Origin of the sequence: Kitasatospora sp. NPDC058184, from assembly GCF_042883725.1 — a bacterium.
Classification (GTDB): domain Bacteria; phylum Actinomycetota; class Actinomycetes; order Streptomycetales; family Streptomycetaceae; genus Kitasatospora.
In genome coordinates, this window is the sequence record NZ_JBHVVE010000035.1 from 56,001 (window position 1) to 82,203 (window position 26,203).

25 protein-coding genes, 1 pseudogene and 1 riboswitch are annotated in these 26,203 nt (G+C 72.9%); of the genes and pseudogenes, 9 read left to right on the forward strand and 17 right to left on the reverse strand.

Annotated features, from left to right (window positions below):
* Window positions 1-45 precede the first annotated feature (45 nt).
* Window positions 46-1,020: a hypothetical protein gene (locus ACFVXH_RS38740; protein ID WP_387830872.1), complete on the reverse strand. Its 975-nt coding sequence runs from the start codon at window positions 1,018-1,020 to the stop codon at window positions 46-48.
* A 171-nt stretch (window positions 1,021-1,191) separates the two neighbouring features.
* Here ACFVXH_RS38740 and ACFVXH_RS38745 point away from each other — a divergent pair, with 171 nt between their 5' ends.
* Window positions 1,192-3,693: a helicase-associated domain-containing protein gene (locus tag ACFVXH_RS38745; protein WP_387830874.1), complete on the forward strand. Its 2,502-nt coding sequence runs from the start codon at window positions 1,192-1,194 to the stop codon at window positions 3,691-3,693.
* Between the two features lie 21 nt (window positions 3,694-3,714).
* On the opposite strand, the gene ACFVXH_RS38750 is transcribed toward ACFVXH_RS38745, so the two are convergent.
* The 3 genes from ACFVXH_RS38750 to ACFVXH_RS38760 form a co-directional block, all read right to left on the reverse strand.
* Window positions 3,715-3,969, reverse strand: coding sequence for a hypothetical protein (locus tag ACFVXH_RS38750; protein WP_049652328.1), 255 nt, complete (start codon window positions 3,967-3,969; stop codon window positions 3,715-3,717).
* A gap of 184 nt (window positions 3,970-4,153) precedes the next feature.
* Window positions 4,154-4,798 (reverse strand): RloB family protein, encoded by a 645-nt coding sequence (locus ACFVXH_RS38755; protein ID WP_387830876.1) that lies wholly within the window; start codon window positions 4,796-4,798, stop codon window positions 4,154-4,156.
* A complete protein-coding gene (locus tag ACFVXH_RS38760; protein ID WP_387830878.1) occupies window positions 4,799-6,103 on the reverse strand; it encodes an ATP/GTP-binding protein in 1,305 nt (434 codons plus the stop codon).
* Window positions 6,104-6,337: 234 nt separating this feature from the next.
* Between ACFVXH_RS38760 and ACFVXH_RS38765 the strand changes: the two genes are divergently transcribed.
* Entirely contained in the window at window positions 6,338-7,972 is a 1,635-nt protein-coding gene (locus ACFVXH_RS38765) for a DNA repair helicase XPB (RefSeq protein ID WP_117489067.1), read from the forward strand.
* A gap of 58 nt (window positions 7,973-8,030) precedes the next feature.
* Here ACFVXH_RS38765 and ACFVXH_RS38770 read toward each other — a convergent pair whose 3' ends face one another.
* Window positions 8,031-8,192: a hypothetical protein gene (locus ACFVXH_RS38770; RefSeq protein WP_158077777.1), complete on the reverse strand. Its 162-nt coding sequence runs from the start codon at window positions 8,190-8,192 to the stop codon at window positions 8,031-8,033.
* Between the two features lie 337 nt (window positions 8,193-8,529).
* On the opposite strand from ACFVXH_RS38770, the gene ACFVXH_RS38775 reads away from it, so the two are divergent.
* Window positions 8,530-10,617, forward strand: coding sequence for a HelD family protein (locus ACFVXH_RS38775; RefSeq protein WP_387830881.1), 2,088 nt, complete (start codon window positions 8,530-8,532; stop codon window positions 10,615-10,617).
* Window positions 10,618-10,682: 65 nt separating this feature from the next.
* On the opposite strand, the gene ACFVXH_RS38780 is transcribed toward ACFVXH_RS38775, so the two are convergent.
* From ACFVXH_RS38780 to ACFVXH_RS38790, 3 genes are all read right to left on the reverse strand, one after another.
* Window positions 10,683-11,369 (reverse strand): copper homeostasis protein CutC, encoded by a 687-nt coding sequence (locus ACFVXH_RS38780; protein ID WP_049652332.1) that lies wholly within the window; start codon window positions 11,367-11,369, stop codon window positions 10,683-10,685.
* An 87-nt stretch (window positions 11,370-11,456) separates the two neighbouring features.
* On the reverse strand, window positions 11,457-12,431 hold the full coding sequence (locus ACFVXH_RS38785) for a hypothetical protein (RefSeq protein ID WP_387830883.1): 975 nt from the start codon (window positions 12,429-12,431) through the stop codon (window positions 11,457-11,459).
* On the reverse strand, window positions 12,428-12,811 hold the full coding sequence (locus ACFVXH_RS38790; RefSeq protein WP_049652335.1) for a PadR family transcriptional regulator: 384 nt from the start codon (window positions 12,809-12,811) through the stop codon (window positions 12,428-12,430). Before ACFVXH_RS38790 ends, ACFVXH_RS38785 begins: the two co-directional genes overlap by 4 nt.
* Window positions 12,812-12,888: 77 nt before the next feature.
* Between ACFVXH_RS38790 and ACFVXH_RS38795 the strand changes: the two genes are divergently transcribed.
* Window positions 12,889-13,626: a hypothetical protein gene (locus ACFVXH_RS38795; protein WP_387830885.1), complete on the forward strand. Its 738-nt coding sequence runs from the start codon at window positions 12,889-12,891 to the stop codon at window positions 13,624-13,626.
* Window positions 13,627-13,632: 6 nt separating this feature from the next.
* Here ACFVXH_RS38795 and ACFVXH_RS38800 read toward each other — a convergent pair whose 3' ends face one another.
* The 6 genes from ACFVXH_RS38800 to thrC all read right to left on the reverse strand — a co-directional run bounded on the left by ACFVXH_RS38800 (window position 13,633) and on the right by thrC (window position 18,703).
* Window positions 13,633-13,806, reverse strand: coding sequence for a hypothetical protein (locus tag ACFVXH_RS38800; RefSeq protein ID WP_181970643.1), 174 nt, complete (start codon window positions 13,804-13,806; stop codon window positions 13,633-13,635).
* Window positions 13,807-13,869: 63 nt separating this feature from the next.
* Window positions 13,870-14,226: a hypothetical protein gene (locus ACFVXH_RS38805; RefSeq protein WP_049652339.1), complete on the reverse strand. Its 357-nt coding sequence runs from the start codon at window positions 14,224-14,226 to the stop codon at window positions 13,870-13,872.
* A 170-nt stretch (window positions 14,227-14,396) separates the two neighbouring features.
* Entirely contained in the window at window positions 14,397-16,019 is a 1,623-nt protein-coding gene (gene groL / locus ACFVXH_RS38810) for a chaperonin GroEL (protein WP_049652341.1), read from the reverse strand.
* A gap of 347 nt (window positions 16,020-16,366) precedes the next feature.
* Window positions 16,367-16,570, reverse strand: a complete 204-nt coding sequence (locus ACFVXH_RS38815; protein ID WP_030289665.1) for a cold-shock protein — start codon at window positions 16,568-16,570, stop codon at window positions 16,367-16,369.
* Between the two features lie 538 nt (window positions 16,571-17,108).
* Window positions 17,109-17,387, reverse strand: coding sequence for a MoaD/ThiS family protein (locus tag ACFVXH_RS38820; RefSeq protein WP_387830888.1), 279 nt, complete (start codon window positions 17,385-17,387; stop codon window positions 17,109-17,111).
* 35 nt (window positions 17,388-17,422) lie between these two features.
* Window positions 17,423-18,703 carry a threonine synthase gene (gene thrC / locus ACFVXH_RS38825; protein WP_074005446.1) on the reverse strand — a complete coding sequence of 427 codons (1,281 nt, stop codon included), beginning with the start codon at window positions 18,701-18,703 and terminating at the stop codon, window positions 17,423-17,425.
* A 16-nt stretch (window positions 18,704-18,719) separates the two neighbouring features.
* Window positions 18,720-18,856, reverse strand: a riboswitch (SAM riboswitch).
* A gap of 111 nt (window positions 18,857-18,967) precedes the next feature.
* Here thrC and ACFVXH_RS38830 point away from each other — a divergent pair.
* On the forward strand, window positions 18,968-20,005 hold the full coding sequence (locus tag ACFVXH_RS38830; protein ID WP_375876433.1) for a glucosyl-3-phosphoglycerate synthase: 1,038 nt from the start codon (window positions 18,968-18,970) through the stop codon (window positions 20,003-20,005).
* A gap of 60 nt (window positions 20,006-20,065) precedes the next feature.
* A complete protein-coding gene (locus tag ACFVXH_RS38835) occupies window positions 20,066-21,532 on the forward strand; it encodes a trehalose-6-phosphate synthase (protein WP_387830890.1) in 1,467 nt (488 codons plus the stop codon).
* Here the strand turns inward: ACFVXH_RS38835 and otsB are convergent.
* Both otsB and ACFVXH_RS38845 read right to left on the reverse strand, forming a co-directional pair.
* Window positions 21,519-22,358 carry a trehalose-phosphatase gene (gene otsB / locus ACFVXH_RS38840; RefSeq protein ID WP_387830892.1) on the reverse strand — a complete coding sequence of 280 codons (840 nt, stop codon included), beginning with the start codon at window positions 22,356-22,358 and terminating at the stop codon, window positions 21,519-21,521. The genes ACFVXH_RS38835 and otsB overlap by 14 nt on opposite strands.
* Window positions 22,359-22,720: 362 nt before the next feature.
* Window positions 22,721-22,948 carry a DUF3263 domain-containing protein gene (locus tag ACFVXH_RS38845; protein WP_079272731.1) on the reverse strand — a complete coding sequence of 76 codons (228 nt, stop codon included), beginning with the start codon at window positions 22,946-22,948 and terminating at the stop codon, window positions 22,721-22,723.
* A 102-nt stretch (window positions 22,949-23,050) separates the two neighbouring features.
* Here ACFVXH_RS38845 and ACFVXH_RS38850 point away from each other — a divergent pair, with 102 nt between their 5' ends.
* The gene (locus ACFVXH_RS38850; RefSeq protein ID WP_049655188.1) at window positions 23,051-23,401 is read left to right on the forward strand and encodes a cupin domain-containing protein; all 351 of its coding nucleotides are present in this window, start codon (window positions 23,051-23,053) and stop codon (window positions 23,399-23,401) included.
* 46 nt (window positions 23,402-23,447) lie between these two features.
* Here ACFVXH_RS38850 and ACFVXH_RS38855 read toward each other — a convergent pair whose 3' ends face one another.
* Window positions 23,448-24,728 carry an extracellular solute-binding protein gene (locus ACFVXH_RS38855; RefSeq protein ID WP_074005442.1) on the reverse strand — a complete coding sequence of 427 codons (1,281 nt, stop codon included), beginning with the start codon at window positions 24,726-24,728 and terminating at the stop codon, window positions 23,448-23,450.
* A 325-nt stretch (window positions 24,729-25,053) separates the two neighbouring features.
* Here ACFVXH_RS38855 and ACFVXH_RS38860 point away from each other — a divergent pair, with 325 nt between their 5' ends.
* Both ACFVXH_RS38860 and ACFVXH_RS38865 read left to right on the forward strand, forming a co-directional pair.
* The gene (locus ACFVXH_RS38860; protein WP_049655186.1) at window positions 25,054-26,001 is read left to right on the forward strand and encodes an ROK family protein; all 948 of its coding nucleotides are present in this window, start codon (window positions 25,054-25,056) and stop codon (window positions 25,999-26,001) included.
* Window positions 25,998-26,203, forward strand: a pseudogene (locus tag ACFVXH_RS38865) (N-acetylglucosamine-6-phosphate deacetylase); the annotation flags it as partial. The gene ACFVXH_RS38860 and the pseudogene ACFVXH_RS38865, both read left to right, overlap by 4 nt.

Genomic DNA, 26,203 nt, shown 5'->3' on the forward strand with positions numbered 1-26,203 from the left:
AAGTAGCCCTGCCCGGCGGGGGCCGGACCGGACCGGCCCCCGCGCTCAGCCCTGCTGCTGCGGCGGGCGGCGGCGCAGGGCGAGCAGCAGCAGGACCACCGCCGACAGCACGGCGGACAGCCGCAGCACGTTCGGGGCGGACGACCAGCTGATCGCGCCCAGCGGCGAGCCCGACTGGAGGCCGCCGCCCTGTCCGCCGGCCTGCTTGGCCTGCTGCATGGAGTAGAAGGTGGACACGCTCATCGTGACCAGCGGGATGCCGAGGATCACGAACTTCCGCATCAGGTCGGAGATCTGGCGGGACAGGTAGCCGAGGCCCCAACCGGCCAGCATGGCCGGGAGGAAGCCGGAGACCGCTCCGCCGACCAGCAGCGCGCAGGAGAGCAGGATCAGCGGGGAGGGCTTGCGGGCGGGCGCCTCCTTCTCCGCCTCCTTGCCCTTCCCCTTGGCCTTCCCCTTCCCCTTGGCCTTGCCCCCGGCCTTCCCGGCCGGGGCCTCGGGCGGCGCGGGAGGGGCGGCGGGGGCCGGCCTGAGCCAGCCCCTGCGCGGCTTCTTCGTCAGGTCCGCGGCGGGCGCCGCCGCCGTCTCCGCCGTCTCCGCCGCCGCCTGCTCGGCGGCCTCCTCGGCGGTGCGCTGCCCGGGGATCGGCTTCGGCGCGGGCCGCGGCCCGTCCGAGAAGTCGAAGAGCGTCATCGTCCACGGGCCGGTGCTCGACACCGTCGTCGGCGGGGGCCCGTCCGGCCGGTCCCCGGCGACGGTCTCCGGCAGGTGCAGCGGCACGGACGGGATGCCGCCCGCGCTCGGCGCCGGCGGGTCGTACACGCTGTCGGGGTCGAAGTCCGGAGCGGGAACGGGGGCGGACGGAGCCTCCGGAGCGCCGCCGGACGCGGCCTCACCCGAACCGGCGCCCGAGCCCGAACCCGAGCCGGCGTCCGAAGCGGCGTCCGGGCCCGCGTCCGGGCCGCCGACCGAACGCTCGCTCCACGGCCCGCTCTTGCGCCACCACTCGCCGTCCGTCATCACCGACCACCCCGCCTCGCCCGTACCGGCCGCCCACCGAACCGCCCTCGGCGAGACGCTACCCACCCCGCCCCCGCCCGCGCGAGTCCGTCCGCCGGTACGGCGGAGCGCCGGAGGTGCGCCCGGACGACGGACACCCCGTCGTCCCCGCGCCCGACTAACCTAGGTCGAATGACCACACAGCAGGGCCCTCAACGCCGGGGCAGGTCCGCCACCGGCCCGCGCACCCTCGCCGAGGAGTTGCGCGCCCGTCCCGACGACGCGCTCGCCGCCCTGCTCCGCTCCCGCCCCGACCTGCTGAACCCCGTCCCCGGCGACCTCACCCAGCTGTCCGCCCGGCTCTCCTCGCGCGCCTCCGCGCTGCGCGCCCTGGAGCGGCTCGACCGCTTCACCCTCCAGGTCGCCGAGGCCCTGGCCACCGCCCCGGACGGCACCTCGCTGAGCACCGTCCGCACCCTGCTGACCGGCCCGGCGAAGGTCAAGCCGCACCCCGGCGCCACCCCGCTCACCCCCGCCGACCGGTCCGCCGTCGCCACCGCCCTGCCGCGCGCGCTCGCCACCCTGCGCGACCGGGCGCTGCTCTGGGGCCCGGACAACGGGCTGCGGCTGGTCCTCGCCGTCCGCGAGGCGCTCGCCCCGACCGCCGTCAACCCGGGCCGCACCGGCCTCGGCCCCACCCTCGCCGACGCCACCGTCGGCATGTCCCCGGCCCGGCTGCAGCAGCTGCTCGCCTCGGCGGGAGAGCCCGGCACCCCGGACCCGGTCAGCGCCGTCGCCGCGCTCACCGCGCTGCTCACCGACCGCGCCCGCTGCGCCGCACTGCTCGACACCGCGCCCGAGGCCGCGCTGCGGCTGCTGGAGCGGCTGGTCTGGGGCCCGCCCACCGGCACCGTCCCGGACGCCACCCGCCCGGTCACCGCCGAGGACGCGCAGAGCCCCGTCGAGTGGCTGCTCGCCCGCGGCCTGCTGCTGCCCAGCAGCCCCGGCAGCGTCGTGCTGCCCCGCGAGCTGGCCCTGCACCTGCGCGGCGGCCGCACCCACCGCACCGTCGAGCCGGTCCAGCCCGAGCCCGCGCCCGCCGCCGCCCCGCGCGACCCGCAGGCCGTGGACGCCGCCGCGGCCGGCCAGGCGCACACCGCCGTCAAGACCGTCGAGGAGCTGCTGGACGGCTGGGGCCTCACCCCGCCGCTGACCCTGCGCGCCGGCGGCCTCGGCGTCCGCGACCTCAAGCGCACCGCCCAGGCCCTGGAGAACACCGAGCAGCAGACCGCCTTCTGGCTCGAACTCGCCTACACCGCAGGCCTGCTGGCCCCCGACGGCGAGGTGGACGAACGCTGGGCCCCCACCCCGGGGTACGACACCTGGCTGCACCTGGACACCGCCGAGCGCTGGTCCGTCCTGGCCGGCGCCTGGCTCGCCGCCACCCGCGTCCCCGCCCTCACCGGCACCCCGGACGGCCGGGGCAAGCCGCGCGCCGCCCTCGGCCCCGAACTCGACCGCACCCTCGCCCCGTCCGTCCGCCGCGCCACCCTCGCCCTGCTCGCCGAACTGCCGCCCGGCACCCCGGCCACCGCCGAGGAGCTGCTCCCCGCCCTGCGCTGGCAGCGCCCGCTGCGCGGCGGCCCCGTCGGCCCGGACGGCCGCGACCTGCGCGACGAACTCACCGCCTGGACCCTCGACGAGGCCGAACTCCTCGGCATCACCGGCCGCGGCGCCCTGGCCGCCCCCGCCCGCGCCCTGCTCACCGCCGAGTCCGACCCGGCCGAGGTGCTCGCCCCGCTGCTCCCGCAGCCGCTGGACCACGTGATCCTCCAGCCGGACCTCACCGCGATCGCCCCCGGCCCGCTGCTCACCCCGCTCGCCCAGGCCCTCGCCCTGTGCGCCGACATCGAGTCCAAGGGCGGCGCCACCGTCTACCGCTTCACCCCGGCCTCGGTGCGCCGCGCCCTCGACGCCGGCCGCACCGCCACCGACCTGCGGGCCTTCCTGGAGCAGCACAGCCGTACGCCCGTCCCGCAGCCGCTCGCGTACCTGGTCGACGACGTCGCCCGCCGGCACGGCGTCCTGCGGGTCGGCGCCGCCTCCTCCTACCTGCGCTGCGACGACCCGTCGCTGCTCGGCGAGGTCCTCGCCGACCGCCGCTCCGCCGACCTGCGGCTGCGGCTGCTCGCCCCCACCGTCCTCGCCTCCCAGGCCGCCCCGGACGTCCTGCTCGCCGCCCTGCGCACCATGGGCTACGCCCCGGCCGCCGAGTCCGCCGAGGGAGACGTGCTGATCACCCGCCCGGACAGCCGCCGCACCCCGCCCCGGACGGCCCCCGCGCCCGTCCCCGACGGACCGCCCGCCCCCGACGACACCCTGCTCGCGGCCGCCATCAAGGCCATCCGGGCCGGTGACCGCGCCGCCACCGCCACCCGCCGCGACCCCGCCCCCGACCCGCGCCGGCTCCCCCGCACCGCCGCCGCCGAGACCCTGGCCGCCCTGCAGACGGCCGTCCTGCTCGGCGAGCGCATGTGGATCGGCTACCTCAACGCCGAGGGCATCGCCAGCCAGCGCATCATCGACCCGGTCAAGGTCGAAGGCGGCTTCGTCACCGCCTTCGACCACCACGCCGACGAACTCCGCACCTTCGCCCTGCACCGCATCACCGGCGTCGCGGAACTCGACGAGTGACCCCGGGGAGGCCGGGGGCCTTCAGTGCCCCTGCTGCGCCTCCTTCATCTTGTCCTGGACGGCCTTGTCCGCCAGGCTGCCGATCTGCCCCTGCCCGACCGGCATCGACCCCCCGGTGACGGTGTCCGCCAGCAGGAACCCGGGCGCCGCGAGCAGGCCGCCGGGCCCCTCGCCGATGCCCGCGAGGGCGTGGGCCGAGCCGGCCGAGGAGGCGGTGGCCGCGAAGGCCGAGCCCATCAGGGCGAGGGCGGTGAGAACACGCTTCGACTTCTTCATGACCAGCTCAACGAGCGAGTACGGACGGTGGTCACTCCGGGCGGCTCCCGCGCACCGCCCGCGATGCGCGACACTGGAGGGTCTGCGTCAATCCACCCTGTCAGCCAGTGGAGGGCTTCCCCGCGTGAACGACGGACCGCTCATCGTCCAGGCGATCAAGCCTGATGCGCACGTCATCACATCATCAAGGTCGGACCTGGCCCTGTCGTAGCAGCTCTACGAGCATGTCCACGTTCGTCCAAGGATTGGCTCGGTGCCCAATCGCACTTCCCGTACGCAGCTTCTCTGCACGCTCCTTGGCCTCGATGTATCGGGCATCGTCCGAACCACGGAGCTTCGCGTAGTCCAGATGCTTTCGTTGGACCGTGTAGCCGCAGTCCACCGCCTTCTCCAACGCGGTCTGCATGGAGTCCGAGGTCTGGTAGGCCGAAACACGCTTGAGGTGCAGCAGGATCCAGAGTTCGAAGCATGGGTTGGACAAAGCCATGTTCACCCCCGCCTGTTGCGCGAGCTTCAAGGCTTGGTCGAGCGAAGGGTGGGGAATCGGGGCCTCGACATCAACAACACACCACACCTCGTCGTACGGGGTGTACCTGTCTGCGGCTGACTGAGCAGCTCGCTCCTTGTGCTTGATGGCTGATCTCACCAAGGACTTGGGCTCGCCATGGTCGCCACCGAGACAGATGGTCACAGGCAGCGACTTCAACTCTTGCTTGAGTCCCTTGAAGTACTGGTCCTCGGTGCGTTCGCCCTCGCAGTAGATCAGGAACCTGCGCTGTTCCGAACGCGAGCTGCCCGCCCTCTGCAACGGCTTCCCCCTGCGCCCCACCTACGCCCCTCCGACCGCCTCGGAAATCTCGCTCATCAAGTCATCGTCCAGATACGGGACCGCTCCGTAGCGACCAGCCAGGTAGCGCTTCTCCAAGTTCTCCAAGGAGTCACGCACGTGGAACTCGGTCATGGGGAAGAGCCGGGTTGCCAAGGTATCGGCGTCCTTCTCCGTGAACCACACCTGGTCCCGGAAGAGCTCGGTCCGCACATTCCTGCCCAGCAGGGCGGCCTCATGAGTACTGAAGATCAGTTGCGCACCTGAGCGGTTGATGTCAGGTGATTGAAACATGCCGACGAGGGCGTCGACGAGGTACGGATGGAGACGGGCATCGAGTTCGTCCACGCACAGCACGGCACCCTGGGCGAGGGCTACGAGCACGGGACCCATGAGTCCGATCCACGTGCGCGTACCACTCGACTCCTCCCCGAGGTCCAGCGGAAAAACTCCCTCGACAGTCCGGTGTTCGACGCGGACCGAATGAAGGCCCTGCGCTTCGACACGCACCCTCTCGCCCAACGCTTCCCTCATCGCCTGGGTGAGTCGCTCGTAGTCATCCACAACCGCCTCATCCGGCTCCTCTACCTCCAACCCCGAGACCCCGAGGTCCGCGAATTGGAGCAGCCTCATCACCGGCGCTGGCCCGACCTGCTGTCGGCCACCCAGCAGAAGCTGGACAGTGTGATCCAAGCGAGCCCTGAAGTTACCGTCCGTGGCGAGCCGCAGGCCCGTCTGGAACCATCGGTACACCTCACTGAGCTGCGGGTGTCCTTGAGCCGCCGCAACCGACAGATACAGACTGTTCGGACGGAGCAACTCGGAAATGATCTTCTTTCGACCTGTCAAGGACCGGCCGAACACAACCGAAGAGTCAGCCCTACGCTCATACAGTCGATTGGCCTTGCGCTCCGGGTAGTAGTAGAGCCACTCCTCGGTCACACGGTCGTCGTCGACGGAGAAGCCAAACTCGTGGCGCACCCCGTTCAAGGCGAAATCGACGCTGAACGAGGTCGGCGACGACGCCACGTCCCGGCGAAGTGCGAAAGGACGGCGCGGAACCCCACCGGTTGGGTCCCAGCGCCGGAACGATGACAGCACGGCTTGGCGCATCCAGCGGATCGCATCGACCACGTTGGACTTGCCGGATGCATTCGTTCCGTAGATCGCGGCTACGGGCACGACACGGTGGCCCCCGCTAGCGAGCTCGCGTTCTGCCCGTTCGGGGTGGCGGTCGGACGCAACCAGGGAAAGTTCCTGCTCATCCCGCAGGGACGCATGGTTGGTCACCCGGAACCGCAGCAGCACAGCAACCTCCTCAAGCAGTCATACCTGTCGCCCAACAGCTCTGTTTCTCAAAATCTGACGATACAAGCCCCTAGGCGCGACGGCTAGGCCGTTCACTCTGTCGTGGCATCTCGCGGTCAATGGACACCCGGCCTCGTTGCCACCGCACGTTGCTCCCGCCATCGGTTGATACGGCATACTGAAACTTTGGCCGCCCACATCTGGGCAGCTGCCTGTTGGAAGGACGCGTGCCAGGTGAATGGACCGCTCATCGTCCAGAGCGACAAAACTCTTCTCCTGGAGATCGACCACCCCAGGGCCTCCGACTGCCGTCGCGCCATCGCGCCGTTCGCCGAGCTGGAGCGGGCGCCCGAGCACGTGCACACGTACCGGGTGACGCCGCTCGGGCTGTGGAACGCGCGGGCGGCCGGGCACGACGCCGAGCAGGTGGTGGACGCCCTGGTGACGTACTCGCGCTACCCGGTGCCGCACGCGCTGCTGGTGGACGTGGCGGACACCATGGGCCGGTACGGGCGGCTCCAGCTGCTCAAGCACCCGACCCACGGGCTGGTGCTCACCACCACCGACCGGCCGGTGCTGGAGGAGGTGCTGCGCTCCAAGAAGGTCGTCCCGCTGGTCGGCGCCCGGGTCGACCCGGACACCGTGGTGGTGCACCCCTCCGAGCGCGGGCAGATCAAGCAGGTGCTGCTCAAACTCGGCTGGCCCGCCGAGGACTTCGCCGGGTACGTGGACGGCGAGGCGCACCCGATCGACCTGGACGAGGACGGCTGGCAGCTGCGCCCGTACCAGGCGCAGGCCGTCGAGGGCTTCTGGCACGGCGGCTCGGGCGTGGTCGTGCTGCCCTGCGGCGCCGGCAAGACGCTGGTCGGCGCGGCCGCGATGGCGCACGCCAAGTCGACCACGCTGATCCTGGTCACCAACACCGTCTCGGCCCGCCAGTGGAAGCACGAGCTGGTCAAGCGCACCTCGCTCACCGAGGACGAGATCGGCGAGTACAGCGGGACGAAGAAGGAGATCCGCCCGGTCACCATCGCCACCTACCAGGTGATGACGACCAAGCGGAAGGGCGTCTACGCCCACCTGGAGCTGTTCGACGCCCGCAACTGGGGCCTGGTGGTCTACGACGAGGTGCACCTGCTGCCCGCGCCGGTGTTCAAGTTCACCGCCGACCTCCAGGCCCGCCGCCGGCTCGGCCTGACCGCGACGCTGGTGCGCGAGGACGGCCGCGAGGGCGACGTGTTCAGCCTGATCGGCCCCAAGCGCTTCGACGCGCCGTGGAAGGAGATCGAGGCGCAGGGCTACATCGCGCCCGCCGACTGCTGCGAGGTGCGGGTCACCCTGACCGACTCCGAGCGGCTCGCCTACGCGACCGCCGAGCCGGAGGAGCGCTACCGCTACTGCGCCACCACGGCGACCAAGCGGCGGGTGGTGGAGGCGCTGGTCAGGAAGCACGAGAAGGACCAGACGCTGATCATCGGCCAGTACATCGACCAGCTGGACGAGCTCGGCGAGGCCCTGGACGCCCCGGTGATCAAGGGCGAGACCAGCAACGCCCAGCGCGAGAAGCTCTTCGAGGCCTTCCGGAACAAGGAGATCGGCGTCCTGGTGGTCTCCAAGGTCGCGAACTTCTCGATCGACCTGCCCGAGGCCACCGTGGCCATCCAGGTCTCCGGGACCTTCGGCTCCCGCCAGGAGGAGGCCCAGCGCCTCGGCCGGGTGCTGCGCCCCAAGGCGGACGGCCACTCGGCCCACTTCTACTCGGTGGTCGCCCGGGACACCGTGGACCAGGACTTCGCCGCCCACCGGCAGCGCTTCCTGGCCGAGCAGGGCTACGCGTACCGGATCATGGACGCGGACGACGTGCTGTGACGCACGGGCGGTAGGCCGTCCCGGGAACGGACACGGCCTTCAGTACCGGACGGCGCCTTCAGTACCGGACACCGTCGCGCCCGAGGAAGATCACGCGCGCGGCGGTGTCCAGGGCGATGCCGACGTTGCGGACGGCGGTGCTCAGCGGGTTGCGGTGGCGCCCGGAGACGGCGGTGGCGCCGGACGGGCCGGGTCGGGGGGTTCGGTTCGTGGTGCTCATGTCTTCAACGGTAGGCACCCGACCGGCGGTCGGCATCACTCCAAAGGCCGTATCCGCAGGTGCGCGGCTCGTCCGCCGGGTGTACGGCGGCCCCCGAGGCCGGGGTAGGGCGAACCCCGAGGCCGGTACGGCCGGAACCCCGGGACCCGCGCGGCTGGCCCCCAGGGGCGGACGGGTCTAAGATCGTCCGTCTGCCCCCTCCCGAACCGTGGTACCTGCTGAAGTCCCGCAGGCAGCCGGGGGAGGTACCGACCGTTCGGCAACCGGTCGGCCGTACCCACCGTGAGCTCCTACGATCCGCTGCGCCCGCCACCGGGGGCAGCCGGGAAGGTTCGCTGTGCCCGCCACCTCCACCACCGACCCCCTCCAGCGCGAACGCGACCACCTGGCCGCCTCCCGGGCCGCGCTGCGCGCGATGCGCGAGGACGTCGAGTCGCTCGACATCCGCGACGTGACCGGCACCTGGGTCACCGCCCTCGTGCTCCAGAACCAGATCGAGGCCAGGATCGCCGCCCTGGCCGACCTCTCGCACACCCCGCTGTTCTTCGGCCGCCTCGACTACCTGCACGCGATCAGCGAGGAGCTGAGCGAGGGCAGCGGCGGCGAGAGCTTCTACATCGGCCGCCGGCACGTCCACGACGCCGACGGCGACCCGATGGTGATCGACTGGCGCGCGCCGGTCTCCCAGCCGTTCTACCGGGCCAGCCGCACCGACCCGATGGACGTCGACCGCCGCCGCCGCTTCGGCTACACCGGCGGCGAGCTGACCGCCTACGAGGACGAGCACCTCAGCGACCCGGCCGAGACCGATTCCGCCTCCGCGCTGCTGGCCGCCGAGATCGAGAAGCCCCGCGTCGGCCCGATGCGCGACATCGTCGCCACCATCCAGCCCGAGCAGGACGAGATCGTCCGCTCGGACATCACGGGCACCATCTGCGTCCAGGGGGCGCCCGGCACCGGGAAGACCGCCGTCGGCCTGCACCGCGTCGCGTACCTGCTGTACGCCCACCGCGAGCGCCTGGCCCGGACCGGCACCCTGGTGATCGGGCCGAACAACGCCTTCCTCTCCTACATCGAGCAGGTGCTCCCGGCCCTCGGCGAGCTGGAGGTCGCCCAGGCCACCGTGCAGCAGCTGGTCGGGCACGTCGAGGTGAGGGGCGAGGACGACCCGGAGGCGGCCCGGCTGAAGGGCGACGCCCGGATGGCCGAGGTGCTGCGCCGGGCGGTGCGGTCGGGCATCGCGCTGCCCACCGAGCCCTGCGTGGTGGTCCGCGGCTCCCGCCGCTGGCGCGTACCGGTGTACGAACTGGTCGAGATCATCGAGGAGTTGAAGGGCCGCGAGACCCGCTACGGCGCGGCCAGGGACGCCCTGCCGCAGCGCATCGCGCACGCCGTGCTGCTGAAGATGGAGCAGGGCGGCGAGGCCCCGGACGACCGGGTGCAGGACGCGGTGGCCCGCAACAGCGCCGTCAAGGCGGTGGTCAAGGAGTGCTGGCCGGCCGTCGACCCGGCGAAGCTGGTCCTGCGGCTGCTCTCCGAGCCGGAGTTCCTGGCCGCCTGCGCCGAGGGCGTGCTGACGCCCGAGGAGCAGCGGGCGGTGCTGTGGCCCAAGCCCGGCCGCTCGGTGAAGACCGCCCGCTGGACGGCGGCCGACGCCGTCCTGGTCGACGAGGCCACCGACCTGGTGCAGCGCACCCCCTCGCTCGGGCACGTGGTGCTGGACGAGGCCCAGGACCTCTCCCCGATGCAGTACCGCGCGGTCGGCCGCCGCTGCACCACCGGTTCGGCGACCGTCCTCGGCGACCTCGCCCAGGGCACCACCCCGTGGGCGACGGCGAGTTGGCCGGAGGCGCTGCGCCACCTGGGCAAGCCGCAGGCACACATCGAGGAGCTGACCAAGGGCTTCCGGGTGCCGGAGGAGGTCATCGCGTACGCCTCCCGGCTGCTCCCGGCGATCGCCCCCGGCCTGGCCCCGGCCTCCTCGGTCCGTGAGGCGCCCGGTTCGCTGACGATCCGCCGGATCGCGGACGGCGACGCCAACGGAGACACGGACGGGAACGGCGACGCGGCCGGCACGGAGGCGGTCCTGGCCGCCTGCCGGGAGGCGCTGCAGCACGAGGGCTCGACCGGCCTGATCGCCGCCGACGCCCGCGTCCCGCGGCTCGCCGAGGCGCTGACCGCGGCCGGCCTGCCGTACCTCTCCCCCGGCGACGAGACCAGCGCGGAGGCCCGGCTCACCCTCGTCCCGGCCTCGCTGGCCAAGGGTCTGGAGTACGACTACGTGGTGCTGGACGAGCCGGCCGCGGTGGTCGCCGGGGAGCCGGACGAGCGGACCGGCCTGCGGCGGCTGTACGTGGCGCTGACCCGTGCGGTCTCCGGGCTGACGGTGCTGCACCGCGAGCCGCTGCCGGAGCAGCTGCGGTAGTGCGCGGAAGGGCCGGTCCGCGGACCGGCCCTTCCGTACGAACGCCCGTACCGGCGCACCCGCGCTCAGGCGTCGATCAGCGCCCGCCACTCGGCGACCTTGGCCGCGTCCACCGGCGTCCGCCAGCCGTCGACCCGCACCGCGCCGCCGACGTGGAAGGCGTCGAAGCCCTCCGCCCGCAGCTCCTTCAGGTGCTCGGCCCGCAGGCCTCCGCCGATCAGGATCCGCTGCCGGTACCCGGGCTCGCCGGCCCGGGCCAGCTCGGCCGACAGCACCTCGCGCCCGGCGTCCACCCCGGCGGCCGCGCCGGAGGTGAGGAAGGTGTCCAGGCCGGGCAGCCCGCCGACGGCGGCCCGCAGGGCGGCCCGGTCGGCGCTGTGGTCGATCGCCCGGTGGAAGGTCCAGCGGCAGCCGGCGATCGCCTCGGCGACGGCCGTGGTGGCGGCCAGGTCGACGGCGCCGTCGGCGTCGAGGAAGCCGAGCACGAACTCCTCGGCCCCCTCGGCGCGCAGCGCGGCGGCCCGGGCGCACAGCCCGTCCACGTCGCCGGGGGCGAAGCCGTCCCGGATCCGCAGCATGACCCGCAGCGGGATGCCGACGGCGGCCCGGATCCGGCCGAAGTCCTCGACGGACGGGGTGAGCCCGTCGGCCGCCATGTCGGTGACCAGTTCGAGCCGGTCGGCGCCGCCCGACTCGGCGGCCTGGGCGTCCTGGGGCGTCAGCGCGATGACTTCGAAAATTGGTCTAGACATATTCGACAGCCTGCCACATCGGCCCGCCCCCGGAAACTCCCAGGGGGCCGTTCCGGTCACGCCGGAACGGCCCCCCGAACCTCCCGGTCACGCCGGACCGTGGACCGCCCCGATCGCACCGGACGCCCCGACCGCCTCCGACCGGCCGAACCGGTGCACCGCCACCGCCACCAGCACCAGCGCGGCCACCGACGGCCCCACCGCCGGCAGCAGCTGCGAGACCCCGCCGGACCCGCGCCAGATGTTGAACAGGCAGCCCGGCCCGGCCAGCACCAGCGCCGCCACCCCCGCCGCCGTCGGCGCCACCCGCCCGCGCAGCCCGGCGAAGGTCAGCAGCAGCGGGACGACCAGCATCACCACGAACCACACCAGGTCCAGCGGGAAGGTGGTGTCGTCCCAGCTCTGGGCCGCCTCCAGCAGCCCGCCCACGGCCCCCGACGCCAGCACCAGGCCGGCCGCGCGCAGGCCCGGCCGGGGCAGCAGGTCCGTCGGCGCCGCCGCCAGCAGCAGCGCGGCCAGCACCAGCGGCAGCGTGGCCATCGCGATGTAGCCGCTCCACCACAGGTCGAAGGAGGAGGACCAGACGGCGTCCGCCAGGTTGTAGAGCCCCACCGCCCCCAGGACCAGCGCGCTGCCCCGCACCGCCGTCCACCGCCCCAGCAGCCCCGCCACCAGGAGCAGCGCGGCCGCCACCGGCGCGCAGAGCGACGAGAAGTAGACCTTGTACGGGTCCTCCCAGGTGAGCCAGTTGACGATCCGGTCCACGGTGGTCACCCAGGCCACCAGCGTGGCACCGGCCACCGCCCCGGCGAGCATCGGCGCGACCATCGCCAGCAGCCGCCCGGCCGCCGTGGCGCCGGTCAGCCCGAGCCGCACCCGCAGCCCGTACACCGCCAGGCCGAGGACCTCCCGGGCGACCGCCGGCCGGCCGCCCGCCGCCGTCGTGTCGGCGAACACCTCGGCCAGCTCCTCGCCGCGCTCGCGGCGGTACGGCTCCGGGTAGAGCTGGAGCGCGGCCCGCAGCACCGCGGAGGGCCCCGCGCCGATCACCGGTGTGGTCATGAGAGGCCTCCCCCCGTCGCGGGCCGCCCCTGCGACCCGGTCTTGCCCGGCAGCATCGACCGGATCCTGGTCAGCCGGCGCTCGGCCTCGGTGGCGACCGCCCGCAGCCGCTCCGCCTCGGCGGCCAGCGCCTCGCGGCCGGCGGCGGTCAGCGCGTAGCTGCGCCGGGCCCGGCCGTCCACCACCTCCTCGGCGGCGACCTCGATCAGGCCCTGGCCCAGCAGCCGGTCGAGCGCCCCGTAGAGCGTGCCGGTGCGCATCTTGACCCGGCCGTCGGAGATCGCGGCGATCTCCTGGATGAGCGCGTAGCCGTGCCGCGGGGCGTCGGCCAGCGCGGTGAGCAGCAGCAGCGTGGGCTCCTGCATGGAGCGTTCTGTCATACGACTACATATATCGTCAACCTACCTATAGGTCCAGCGCCCACTCCCCGGGTCCGGCACCCGGCCGGGCCGCCACAATGGTCGCCATGCCGACCACCGAGGACGCCCCGCCCGCCGAGGAACCGCTCACCGACGCGCCCGCCGAGGGCCCGCTCGCCGACCCGCCCGCCGAGGGCCCGCTCGCCGACCCGCCCACCGACGACCTGCTCGCCGCCTGGACCGCCCTGCTGCACCGCTGCGGGGCCGCCGTCGACCCCGAGCCGTACGGCCGGGAGCTGCTGCGCCGCTGGTCGGAGCCGCAGCGCCGCTACCACACCGCCGCACACCTGCGCGCGGTGCTGGGCCTGGTCGACGAGCTGGCCGGGCACGCCGCCGACCCGGAGGCCGTCCGCCTCGCGGCCTGGTTCCACGACGCCGTCTACCGCCCCGACCGCACCGAGAACGAGGAGCGCAGCGCCGCCCTGGCCGTCCGCGCGCTGACCGCCGCCGGGCTGCCCGCCGAGCGGGTCGCCGAGGTCGAGCGCCTCGTGCTGCTCACCGTCGGCCACGACCCCGCCCCCGGCGACCGTGACGGCGAGGTGCTCTGCGACGCGGACCTCGCCGTCCTCGGCGGCTCCCCCGAGGCGTACGCGGCGTACGCGGCCGCGGTCCGCGAGGAGTACGGTTTCGTCCCCGCGCCGGACTTCGCGGCCGGCCGGGCCGCCATCCTGCGCCATCTGCTCGCCCTGCCGGACCTCTACCGCACCCCGGCCGCCCGCGAGCGCTTCACCGCGGCCGCCCGCGCCAACCTGACCGCGGAGCTCGGCACCCTCTGAGGCCCGTCAGCCCCACCGCCCGCGCACCCGGTCCGCGGCGGCCACTCCCCCCGTCACGGCCAGCACCCGCCCGGCCACGGCCCACCACGCGTCGTGGCCGGCCCCCGCCGCCTCCAGCACGGCCCACCACAGCCCGAGCCCGCAGCACCCGCCCGCCACACCCCACACCCAGCGCCTCATGCGCGCACCGTACCCACCCGCGCACCACCCCCGGAAGGCACCCCCGGCCCCGAGCCGGCCGGGCTAGGCGAGCTTCCCCACCGGCGCCACCACCGCGCCCTGCTTGCCGCACACCCAGTGCGGCTCCGGCCCCAGCTCGGGCTCCACGCTCAGCGCGTGCGGGTCCCCGTCGGCCGCGCACCCGGTGCACAGCGGCCAGCGCCCGTACGCCTCCAGCAGCGCGTCCTGGACGTCCTGGGCGACCAGCCCGAGCACGTACTCGGTGCCGTCCGGCCACTGCTCCAGCCACCAGCGGCGGTGCGTCACGGCCTGCTCCACCAGCGAGACGACGGCGGCGTCCGCCACGTCCCGCGCGGTGAGGTCGGCCAGGATCAGTGCCCGCGCGTTGTGCAGGGCGGTCTCGATGTCGTCGGAAGCCATCCGTCCATTCTCCGTCCACCCGGCCGAACGCCGAAACGCCCGGACGTCCGAACGCCCGGGCCCCGGAACTTCCGGACGCCGCCGGACGCCGAAACGCCGTGTGGGCGGCCCCCCGAAGGGAGCCGCCCACACGGACGAGGAACCAGCCGATCCGATCCGAGGGATCAGGATCAGAAGTCCATGTCACCGCCCGGCATGCCGCCGCCGGCGGCCGCGGCGGCCTTCTCCGGCTTGTCGGCGATGACGGCCTCGGTGGTCAGGAACAGCGCCGCGATGGAGGCGGCGTTCTGCAGCGCGGAGCGGGTCACCTTGGCCGGGTCGATGATGCCCTCGGCGATCAGGTCGACGTAGGTGTTGGTGGCCGCGTTCAGGCCGTGACCGGCGGGGAGGTTGCGCACCTTCTCCACCACGACGCCACCCTCCAGGCCGGCGTTGGTCGCGATCTGCTTGATCGGGGCCTCCAGCGCGACCTTGACGATGTTGGCACCGGTGGCCTCGTCGCCCTCCAGCTCCAGCTTGTCGAAGGCGACACCGGCCTGCAGCAGGGCGACGCCACCACCGGCGACGATGCCCTCCTCGACGGCGGCCTTGGCGTTGCGGACGGCGTCCTCGATGCGGTGCTTGCGCTCCTTGAGCTCCACCTCGGTGGCCGCGCCGGCCTTGATGACGGCCACGCCGCCGGCCAGCTTGGCGAGGCGCTCCTGGAGCTTCTCGCGGTCGTAGTCCGAGTCGCTGTTCTCGATCTCGGCGCGGATCTGGTTCACGCGGCCCGCGACCTGCTCGCTGTCGCCGCCACCGTCGACGATGGTGGTCTCGTCCTTGGTGATGACCACCTTGCGGGCGGTGCCCAGCAGGTCGATGCCGGCGTTCTCCAGCTTGAGGCCGACCTCCTCGGAGATCACGGTGCCACCGGTGAGGATGGCGATGTCGCCGAGCATGGCCTTGCGGCGGTCACCGAAGCCCGGGGCCTTGACGGCGACGGACTTGAAGGTGCCACGGATCTTGTTCACGACCAGGGTCGACAGGGCCTCGCCCTCGACGTCCTCGGCGATGATGACCAGCGGCTTGCCGCTCTGCATGACCTTCTCCAGCAGCGGGAGCAGGTCCTTGACCGAGCCGATCTTGGAGTTGGCGATGAGGATGTACGGGTCCTCGAACGTCGCCTCCATCCGCTCCAGGTCGGTGGCGAAGTAGGCGGAGATGTAGCCCTTGTCGAAGCGCATGCCCTCGGTGAGCTCGAGCTCCAGACCGAAGGTGTTGCTCTCCTCGACGGTGATGACGCCTTCCTTGCCGACCTTGTCCATGGCCTCGGCGATGAGCTCGCCGATCTGGGTGTCAGCGGCGGAGATGGAGGCGGTGGAGGCGATCTGCTCCTTGGTCTCCACGTCCTTGGCCTGGGCCAGCAGCTGGTCGGAGACGGCCGCGACGGCCTTCTCGATGCCGCGCTTCAGGGCCATCGGGTTGGCGCCGGCGGCGACGTTGCGCAGACCCTCGCGAACCAGGGCCTGGGCGAGCACGGTGGCGGTGGTGGTGCCGTCACCCGCGACGTCGTCCGTCTTCTTGGCGACCTCCTTGACGAGCTCCGCACCGATCTTCTCGTACGGGTCCTCGAGCTCGATCTCCTTGGCGATGGAGACACCGTCGTTGGTGATCGTGGGGGCGCCCCACTTCTTCTCCAGCACGACGTTGCGGCCCTTGGGGCCGAGCGTGACCTTCACGGCGTCGGCGAGCTGGTTCATGCCACGCTCAAGGCCGCGGCGAGCTTCCTCATCAAAGGCGATGATCTTGGCCATCTGAAGTGGTCCTCCGGGACACGGTCGACTGCTCGGACCAAGGGGTGCCCGCGACGGACGGCCCTGGTGTGCGGGGGTCCATTCCCCTACCGCTCCCGGGGGCCTCACCGACCCGGTCCGCTGTCACTCTCACGCTGTGAGTGCTAACGCCAATGATTAGCACTCCGGGTGGTCGAGTGCAAGCCCAATCGACGATCCGCGAGCCGTCGCCGGAGCCCCGCCCGAGCCCCGGCGGAGCCGTGTCGGGGAACGCCGACGGGCCCGTACGACACGCGTCGCACGGGCCCGTCGAGAAGCGAGTGGTCACCAGCCGTAGGGCCGCGCCGAGCTCCTGGAGTCGGAAGGGGTCAGACCGCCGCGCGGACCATGTCCGCCTGCGGGCCCTTCTGTCCCTGGGAGATCTCGAACTCGACCCGCTGGCCCTCCTCGAGGGTGCGGTAGCCGTCCATCTGGATCGCGCTGTAGTGGACGAAGACGTCCGCACCACCGTCGACCGCGATGAAGCCGTAGCCCTTCTCCGCGTTGAACCACTTGACGGTGCCCTGAGCCATTCCGAACTCCCCTAGTGCTGTGCTGGCCCTTCACGTGCCCGCAGGTCGCGGGCCCGGGTTGGTTGAAGGCCGGCCCGGGGAACCCCCCCTGGGCGCAGCCGTGCACGCCGCAACCATCCGCGCGGAACGCCGGGCGGCCTCCGGTGAGCGGGTGATTGCGTCGACCGCCGCTGAATGTATCCGGATCGACGCCCTCTGCAACAGGGCCAACCGCCGGTAATTCCGCCAAGGCGTCAAGGGACAGGACGGATCGAATCGGAATAATCTCGGCATTCCACGCCGGACATAGCGGACGAATTACTCAAATGCCCGCGCGAATTCTGACATCTGCCTGACATGTTTCACGGTCCGCCCCCGGCGGCCGGACGCCCCCGGGCCGAGCACTGCGGGGGCCGAAAGGGAAACCCTGTTCCCAGCCGAGCCACACTCTACTCCGACTCGACCCGGAAATATTCCCGCCGGAATGCGAGCGGTCGCCCGCGCATACGGAGAACGGATTTCCGTACGCGCGGGCGACCGCGGGTTCTGCTTTGTCGGCTCAGCAGCCGCCGGCCACCGCCGGGATGATCGAGACGCTGGCGCCGTCCTTGATCTCGGTCGCCAGACCCTCGGCGAAGCGCACGTCGTCGTCGTTCACGTAGACGTTCACGAAGCGGCGCAGCTTGCCCGTGTCGTCCAGGACGCGGGCCGCGATGCCCGCGTGGTTCTTCTCCAGGTCGGCGACGACCTCGGCCAGGGTGGCACCCTCGGCGGTCACCTCGGCGGCGCCGTCGGTGTAGGTGCGCAGGATGGTGGGGATGCGGACGGTGGCGCTCATGACTCTCCTAGCGGGGGCGGGGCCTATCGGGTGGTTCAGGCGGACACGAGGCCGGCGGCGCGGAACGAGTCCAGCGTCGGGCGGATGACGGCGGTCATCCCGGAATCGGAGACGGCGTCCAGGGTCTTCAGCCCGTCGCCGGTGTTGATCGCGACGGTCTCCTTGGCCGGGTCCAGCTGCCCGGTCTCGACCAACTTCTTCAGCACGCCGACGGTCACCCCGCCCGCGGTCTCGGCGAAGATCCCCTCGGTCCGCGCCAGCAGCCGGATCGCCGCCACGACCTCGGCGTCCGTGACGTCCTCCACCGCGCCACCGGTACGGCGGGCGATGTCCAGCACGTACGGGCCGTCGGCCGGGTTGCCGATCGCCAGCGACTTGGCGATGGTGTCCGGCTTCACCGGCTTGATCACGTCCCGGCCGGCCTTGAACGCGGCCGACACCGGCGAGCAGCCCTCCGCCTGGGCGCCGAAGACCTTGTACGGCCGGTCCTCGACCAGGCCGAGCCTGATCAGCTCCTGGAGCCCCTTGTCGATCTTCGTCAGCTGCGAGCCCGAGGCGATCGGGATCACGATCTGCTCCGGCAGCCGCCAGCCGAGCTGCTCGCAGATCTCGTACGCCAGCGTCTTGGAGCCCTCGCCGTAGTACGGCCGCAGGTTCACGTTGACGAAGCCCCAGCCCTCGCCGGCCGGGTCGCCGATCAGCTCCGAGCAGAAGCGGTTCACGTCGTCGTAGTTGCCCTCGATGCCGACCAGCTCGCCGCCGTACACCCCGGCCATGACGACCTTGCCCTGCTCCAGGTCGTGCGGGATGAACACGCAGGACCGGAACCCGGCCCGGGCCGCCGCCGCACCCACCGCGCCGGCCAGGTTGCCGGTGGAGGAGCAGGACAGCGTGGTGTAGCCGAACGCCCGGGCCGCCTCGATCGCACACGCGACCACCCGGTCCTTGAACGAGTGCGTCGGGTTCCCGGAGTCGTCCTTGACGTGCAGCTGGGCGGTGAAACCGAGCTCCCGGCCCAGGTTGTCCGCCTTCACCAGCGGGGTCCACCCCGGGTTCAGGTTCGGCTTGGACGCCACGTCGGCCGGCACCGGCAGCAGCGGCGCGTACCGCCAGATGGAGGCCGGACCGGCCTCGATCCGCTTGCGCAACTCCTCGGCGCCCTCGCTGCCGAACTCGTAGGCGATCTCCAGCGGGCCGAAGCACTCCAGGCACGCGAAGCTGGGGCCGAGCGGGAAGCGGGTGCCGCACTCGCGACAGGACAGCGCGGCGGCCGGGCCGAGGTCGACGGAAACGGGTGCGGCAGTGTCGATAGCCATGATGGCGAGGCCTCTCTCCTCATCTTCCCCGTGGCGCGGTCGCGACACGGGACGGAATTGGCACCTGTCCCGCCGGGGCCTGTCGACAGACAGCCGCGCGAGAAGGTTGCCGGGACGTCAACGGGCCGTTCCCTCAGTCCCTCTGGATGAGCTTGTGAAATTGTGGTGGTGCTCAACGGAGACCCCGGCGTGCAAAGGTCCGACCGCTGTACGAAGACTGTATCCGAAGGCGTCAAACCTGAACGGGACCGTCCGCCAAGCGAGATGACCCGTCCCACCGACCTCGCCGAGGAGATCTCCGTGCCCGCCGAACCGACTCCCGCGCTCCTCCCGCAGGCGGCGTCCTGGCTGCGCCGCCGCTCCTGGAGCGCGGCCGACCGGCCGGTCCGCACCCTGCTCGACGCCAAGGAGCGCACCGGTCGCACGGTCAGCGTGGTCCTCCCCGCCCTGGACGAGGAGGCCACCGTCGGCGACATCGTCCGCACCATCCGCCGCGAGCTGATGGAACGCCTCCCGCTCGTCGACGAACTCGTCGTCGTCGACTCCGGCTCCACCGACGCCACCGCCGCCGTCGCCGCCGAGGCCGGCGCCCGGGTCGAGCACCGCGACGCCGTCCTGCCCCGGCTGCCCGCCGTCCCCGGCAAGGGCGAGGTGCTCTGGCGCTCACTGCTGGTCACCCACGGCGACATCGTCTGCTTCGTCGACGCCGACCTGCGCGAGTTCGACCCGGCCTTCGTCTCCGGCATCATCGGCCCGCTGCTCACCGACGAGTCCATCCAGCTGGTCAAGGCCATGTACGACCGCCCGCTGGAGTCGGAGGGCGCCGTCCTGCCAGCCGGCGGCGGCCGGGTCACCGAACTCGTCGCCCGCCCCCTGCTCAACCTCCACTGGCCGGAACTCGCCGGTTTCGTCCAGCCCCTCGGCGGCGAGTACGCGGCCCGCCGCTCACTGCTCGAACGGCTGCCCTTCCCCACCGGCTACGGCGTCGAACTCGGCCTGCTGGTCGACGCCCTGGAGCTGGCCGGCCTGGACGCCCTCGCCCAGGTGGACGTCGGCGTCCGGCACCACCGCCACCAGGACGGCCAGGCCCTCGGCCGGATGGCCGCCACCATCTACCGGACCGCCCTGGAACGCCTCGACCGCACCCACCGCCTCAAGGCCTCCGCCGACCTCGTCCACCCCCACCTCACCCAGTTCACCCGCGACCCGGAAACCCGCGCCTTCACCGCCCACACCCACCCGGTGACCGCCCTCGAACGCCCCCCGATCCACACCCTCCCCGAGTACGCCGCCCGCCATTAGGGCCTCTCTTCGACGGGCCGCACGGGTTTGCCACGCCGACCCCACGGCAACATGCCAACCATGGGCGATCTCACGACCAACCGTTCGAGCGTGACCGGCACCGCCCCCGTCCTGGTGGCGTCCAACCGGGGACCGGTGTCCTTCAGCACCGCCGACGACGGCACACTGACCCTGCGCCGCGGCGGCGGCGGCCTGGTCTCCGGCCTCTCCGCCATCGACGACCCGAACGCCGTCTGGGTCTGCGCCGCCCTCGACGACTCCGACCGCAGGGCCGCCGCCGAGGCACCCCACGGCCGCCTCGACCTGGCCGGCCACGAGGTCGGCGGCCAGGCCGTACGGATGCTGGACATCGACCCGCTGACCTTCGCCCGCGCCTACAACGGCGTCGCCAACTCCACCCTCTGGTTCGTCCACCACCTGCTCTACGCGACCCCCACCGCCCCCTCCTTCGACGCCGCCTTCCGCACCGAATGGGCCGCCTACCGGGCCTACAACGAGGCCTTCGCCGAAGCCCTCGCCGCCGAGGCCGCCCCGAACGCCGCCGTCCTCGTCCAGGACTACCACCTCTCCCTGGTCCCGGCCCTGCTCCGCGAAGCCCGCCCCGACCTGCGGATCGGCCACTTCTCGCACACCCCCTGGGCCCCGCCGGAGTACTACCGGATGCTGCCCGACGACGTCGCCCGGGCCGTCCTCACCGGCATCCTCGGCGCCGACCGGGCCGGCTTCCTGACCCAGCGCTGGGCCCGCGCCTTCGCCGCCTGCTGCGAGGACCTCCTCGGCGCGACCGTCGACCACGACGCGCTCACCGTCACCGTCGACGGCCGCACCACGGGCCTCGGCGTCCACGCCCTCGGCGCCGACGCCGACTTCCTGCGCGAGCGCGCCCACCGCCCCGACGTCGACGAACGCCTCGCCGCCCTCCGCGCGGCCGTCGGCGACCGCCGCACCATCGTCCGGGTCGACCGCACCGAGCTGAGCAAGAACATCGTCCGCGGCCTCCAGGCCTACCGGCACCTGCTCCGCACCCGCCCCGAGTGGCACGACCGGGTGGTGCACATCGCCTTCGCCTACCCGTCCCGCACCGACCTCGCCGAGTACCGCGCCTACACGGCCGCCGTCCAGCGGCTGGCCGAGGAGATCGACGCCGAGTTCGCCACCCCCGCCTGGCGGCCCCTGATCCTCCACGTCGACGACGACTTCCCGCGCTCCCTCGCCGCCTACCGGCTGGCCGACGTCGCCCTGGTCAACCCCATCCGCGACGGCATGAACCTGGTCGCCAAGGAGGTCCCGGTGGTCTCCGACCACGGCTGCGCCCTCGTCCTCTCCCGCGAGGCCGGCGCCCACGCCGAACTCAAGGACGACGCCCTCACCGTCAACCCCTACGACGTCATCGCCACCGCCGAGGCCCTCCACGCCGGCCTCACCATGAGCCCGGAGGAGCGCGCCGACCGCACCAAGCGCCTGGCGGCGGCGGCCACCGCGCTCCCCCCGCAGCAGTGGTTCCTGGACCAGCTCAACGCACTGTGAGCGCGTCCGCCAGGGCCCCCAACAGCTCCACCACGCCCTCCGGCCCGGCGACCACCAGGTCCGCCCGGTCGGCCAGCTCCCGCACCGGCGCGTCCCCCACCGCGCCGGCGCAGACCAGCACCCCGGCCACGCCTTCGCCGCGCAGCTCCTCCACCGCGGCGAAGGCCGCCACGTCCCCCAGGTCGTCCCCCGCGTAGAGCACCGACCGCGCCCCCCGCTCGCGCAGGAACCCGGTCAGCGCCGCCCCCTTGTCCACCCCCGGCGGCCGCAGCTCCAGCACCAGCCGCCCGGGCTCCACCACCAGCCCGTACCCGGCCGCCAGCTCCCCCACCGGCGCCCGCAGCAGCTCCAACGCCTCCTCCGGCGCCGCCGTCCGCCGGGTGTGCACGGCCACCGACCGCCCCTTGTCCTCCACCCACGTCCCCTCGGGCGCCCCCACCCGCTCCAGCACCCCCGGCAGCACCGCCCGCACCCGCGCCACCCCCGGATGCACCTCCGGCGCCGAGAGCTCCCCGCCCTCCCACCGCTCGGCCCCGTAGTGCCCCAGCACCACCACCCCCGGCAGGTCCGCGAACCCCCCGTACTCCACCGCCACCCCGGCCGGCCGCCCCGTCACCACCACGACGCCCCCCACCACCGGCGCCAGCCGCCGCAACACCCCCACCACCCCCGGATGCGCCCGCGCCCGCCCCGGATCCGCCACGATCGGCGCCAGCGTCCCGTCGAAGTCCAACCCGATCACGGCATCCCCGGGCGCGCCCAGCACCGCCCGCACCCCGTCCCGCCCAGCCCCGGTCCCCGGCACGAACATCTCTTCAAAGCCCATACCGAAGCCCTACCCCGGAGCCCCCCACTCCGCACCCCGCCCACCCCGGAGCCCCCGCCCCCCGGCCTCCCCCACCTCCCCACCAGGGCCACCTCCCCCACCCCCACCCACCCGCCCCTCCCCCACCCACCGCAACCACCCACCCACCCCTCGATTCACCCGGCGAGAGGGACGCGCTGCGGGAGGGGGTGGCGCAGGGGGTGGCCGCGGAGAGGGGCGTGACGGGTGATTTTCAGACTGCCAACGGTCTGAACGCCCCACCTCCAGGGTTGGCAGTCTGAAAATCACCCAGCCCCCGGAGCGGGCCCCCCCCGGGCCCCCCCCGGCCCCCACCCTCCCGAGAGCCCGAACCCCCCCACCCGTCAACGGGCCCCCCGCCGAGCCTCCCGCACCCGCCGCAGCCGGTTCACCAGCACCGGCGCGTGCGCCAGCGCCTCCTCCCGGTCCAGCAGCGCGTTCAGCACCTGGTAGTACCGCGTCGGGGAGAGCCCCAGCTCCTCCCGGATCGCCCGCTCCTTGGCCCCCGCCGTCCGCCACTGCCGCCCCTCCAGCGCCAGCACCGCCCGGTCCCGCTCGCTCAGCTCGCCCACCGCCGACACCTCCGTCCACCGCTACGGAGTGTCATTCTCGCGCGCGACCCGGACACACACTGCTCGCCCCACCGCTCCCCGCGCCCGGCTACCGTCACCCCCATGACCACGCCGAGCTTCGCCCTGCACATCCCGACCGCCGACCTCGACCCCGACCCGCTCGACCCGTCCCAGATCGTCTCGGGCACCCCCGAGGTCACCGGCAGGGTGCTCTCCGAGTCCGCCGACGGCCGCCACCTGCGCGGTCTCTGGCAGATCACCCCCGGCGTGGTCACGGACGTCGAGGCGGACGAGATGTTCGTGGTGCTCAGCGGCCGGGCCACGATCGAGGTCGAGGGCGGCCCGACCCTGGAGGTCGGCCCCGGCGACTGCGCGGTGCTGCGCGAGGGCGACCGCACCACCTGGACGGTCCACGAGACCCTCCGCAAGGCCTACGCCATCACGCTGCCCTGAGCCCCGTCGGGGCCGGGGCGAACCACGCCCCGGCCCCGACGACCTGCTACTTGCGGACCTTCACCGCTTCCTTCACCGCCGCGTCCTGCAGTCCTTCGAGCACCTGCTTCGGGTCCCCCGTCACGGCCTGCCCGATCCCGGCCTTGATCCGGTTGCTGACCTCGCCCCAGGCCGGGTCCCCGAACGGGTAGAAGCTCGCGTTGCTGAGCCCGACCGCGAACTGCTTGAGGTCCTCGTGCTTGGGGTCGGACGACATCTGGGCGAACGCGTCCTGGGTGACCGGCAGGAGGTTGTACTGCTCGTCGAACTTCAGCTGGTTGTCCTTGCCGTAGACGAACGCCAGGAACTTCTTGATCTCGTTCTTGTGCCCGTTCGCCTTCAGCGCCATCATCCAGTCCGCGACCCCGAGGCTCCCGGTCCGTCCGACGCCGTCCTTCTTCGGGATCGGCGCCGTGCCGAACTCGATCTTCCCGGCGGTCGCCATCCGCAGCAGGGTCGGGTGCCCGTTCAGCATCGCGACCTTCCCGGCGGCGAAGTCCTGGAACACCGGGGTGCGGTTCATCTTGCCCGGGTCCGGGTACGTCAGCCCGGTGGCCACCAGGTTGCTCTTCAGCCAGCCGAAGGTGGCCTGGTTCTGGGCGCTGTCGATGGTGTAGTTGCCGACGTCGTCGGAGATGCTGCCGCCGCCGCTCAGCGTCCACAGCATCGACTCGGCCGGTGCCTCCTCCGGCCCCAGCGGCAGCCCGTACGGGGTCACCCCCGGCACCTTGGCCTTGATCTTCTCGGCGTCCTGCCGCAGCTCGTTCCAGGTGGCGGGCGGCTGGGTGATCCCGGCCTGCCGGAAGACCGCCTTGTTGTAGAAGAGCACCCGCGAGGAGGAGACGAACGGGATCCCGTACTGCGTCCCGACCACCTGCCCGGCGTGCGCGAAGGTGTCCAGGAACCTGGCCTGGGTGTCCACCGAGAGCACGTCGGAGGCCGGGTACAGCCGGTCCGCCGCGACCTGGTCCGCGAAGCCGCCGGTCTGGAGCAGGTCCGGCGACTTGCCGGCGGCGATCATGTCCTCGACCTTCTTTCCGATCTCGGTCCAGCTGTCCACCTCGACGCTGACCTTGATCCCGGGGTTGGCCGCCTCGAAGTCCCTGGCGACCGCGTCCCAGTAGTGCTGGGAGCTGGTCTCGGGGCTCTCCCCGTAGTCGGCGGCGACCAGTCTGAGGGTGACCGGCCCGTCGTCCTGCCCGCCGCAGGCACTGACCGCGGTGAGGACCAGTGCTCCGGCCAGCGCACCGCCGAGCACACGGGTGGGAACGTGGACGCGCCTGTTCAACGCGGGTACCGCCTTCGGGGGGATGGAACGGGGGGTGAACGCAGCCGGAACGGGGGAATCCGGCAGGGGGACGCGCAACACTCCCAAACCCGTCGACCACCGGTCCACACCACCGCCCGGCGCCGCCCCAGTAGTTATCGAAGTGCTCGGCGTCATTGCACAATGCGCAACAAAACCCCCACTCACCCCGGTCCGCACCCGCCCCGCACCCCGGCGCAAAGCCGCGCACACCCCCGCAGCTGCGACAAAGCTCACCCAGTATGGACCAGACCAATCCGACAACTGGACTAGACCTCTTCTACCCGCCCAAGGGAAACTGTCCTCCGTGAAGCACGTCATCGCACTCGATGTAGGCGGCACCGGCATGAAGGCCGCGCTGCTCGCCCAGGACGGCTCCGTGCTGTTCGAGGCACGCCGACCGACCGGGCGGGAGCACGGCACGGACGCCGTCGTCGCCGCCATCCTCGACTTCGCCACCGACCTGGCGGACGAGGGCCGCAGCCGTTTCGGCGTCGCCCCGCTCGCGGCCGGTGTCGCCGTCCCGGGCACGATCGACGAGAAGAACGGCATCGCGGTCTTCTCCGCCAACCTCGGCTGGCGCGAGCTCCCGCTGCGCAAGCTCCTCGGCGAGCGCCTGGCCGGGCCGGACGGCGGCGCGATGCCGGTGGCCCTCGGCCACGACGTGCGCTCCGGCGGCCTGGCCGAGGGCCGGCTCGGAGCCGGCCGCGGCGTCGACCGCTTCCTGTTCATCGCCCTCGGCACCGGCATCGCCGGCGCCATCGGCATCGACGGCCGGATCGAGGCCGGCGCGCACGGCTACGGCGGCGAGATCGGCCACGTCGTGGTCCGCCCGGGCGGACCACAGTGCGGCTGCGGCGCCCGCGGCTGCCTGGAGACGCTGGCCTCGGCCTCCGCCGTCTCCCGCGCCTGGGCCGAGACCAGCGGCGACCCCGACGCCGACGCGGCATCCTGCGCCGCCGCGGTGGACGCCGGGGACGACCGCGCCCTCGCGGTCTGGCAGCGCGCCGTCGACGCCCTGGCGGACGGCATCGTGCTGGCCCAGAGCCTGCTCGACCCGTCCACCGTGATCGTCGGCGGCGGGCTGGCCGAGGCCGGCGACACGCTCTTCACTCCGCTGCGCGCGGCGGTCACCGGGCGACTGACCTTCCAGATGCCCCCGAAGGTCGTACCCGCCATGCTCAAAGACACCGCCGCGTCCCTGGGCGCGGGCCTGCTCGCCTGGGATCTGCTCTCCATGGAGGTGACCGCGTGACCACCGCGGACCGTGACCGTACTGCCCTGGCCGGTGCCCGGCTGGTCCTGCCCGGCGGCGTCGTCGAGGGCGACCGCCTCGCCGTCGAGGGCGAGCGCATCGCCGGCCTCGGCGGCGACACCGAGCCCGGCGACCTCGACCTGACCGGGTACACCGTCGTCCCCGGCTTCGTCGACCTGCACGTCCACGGCGGCGGCGGTGC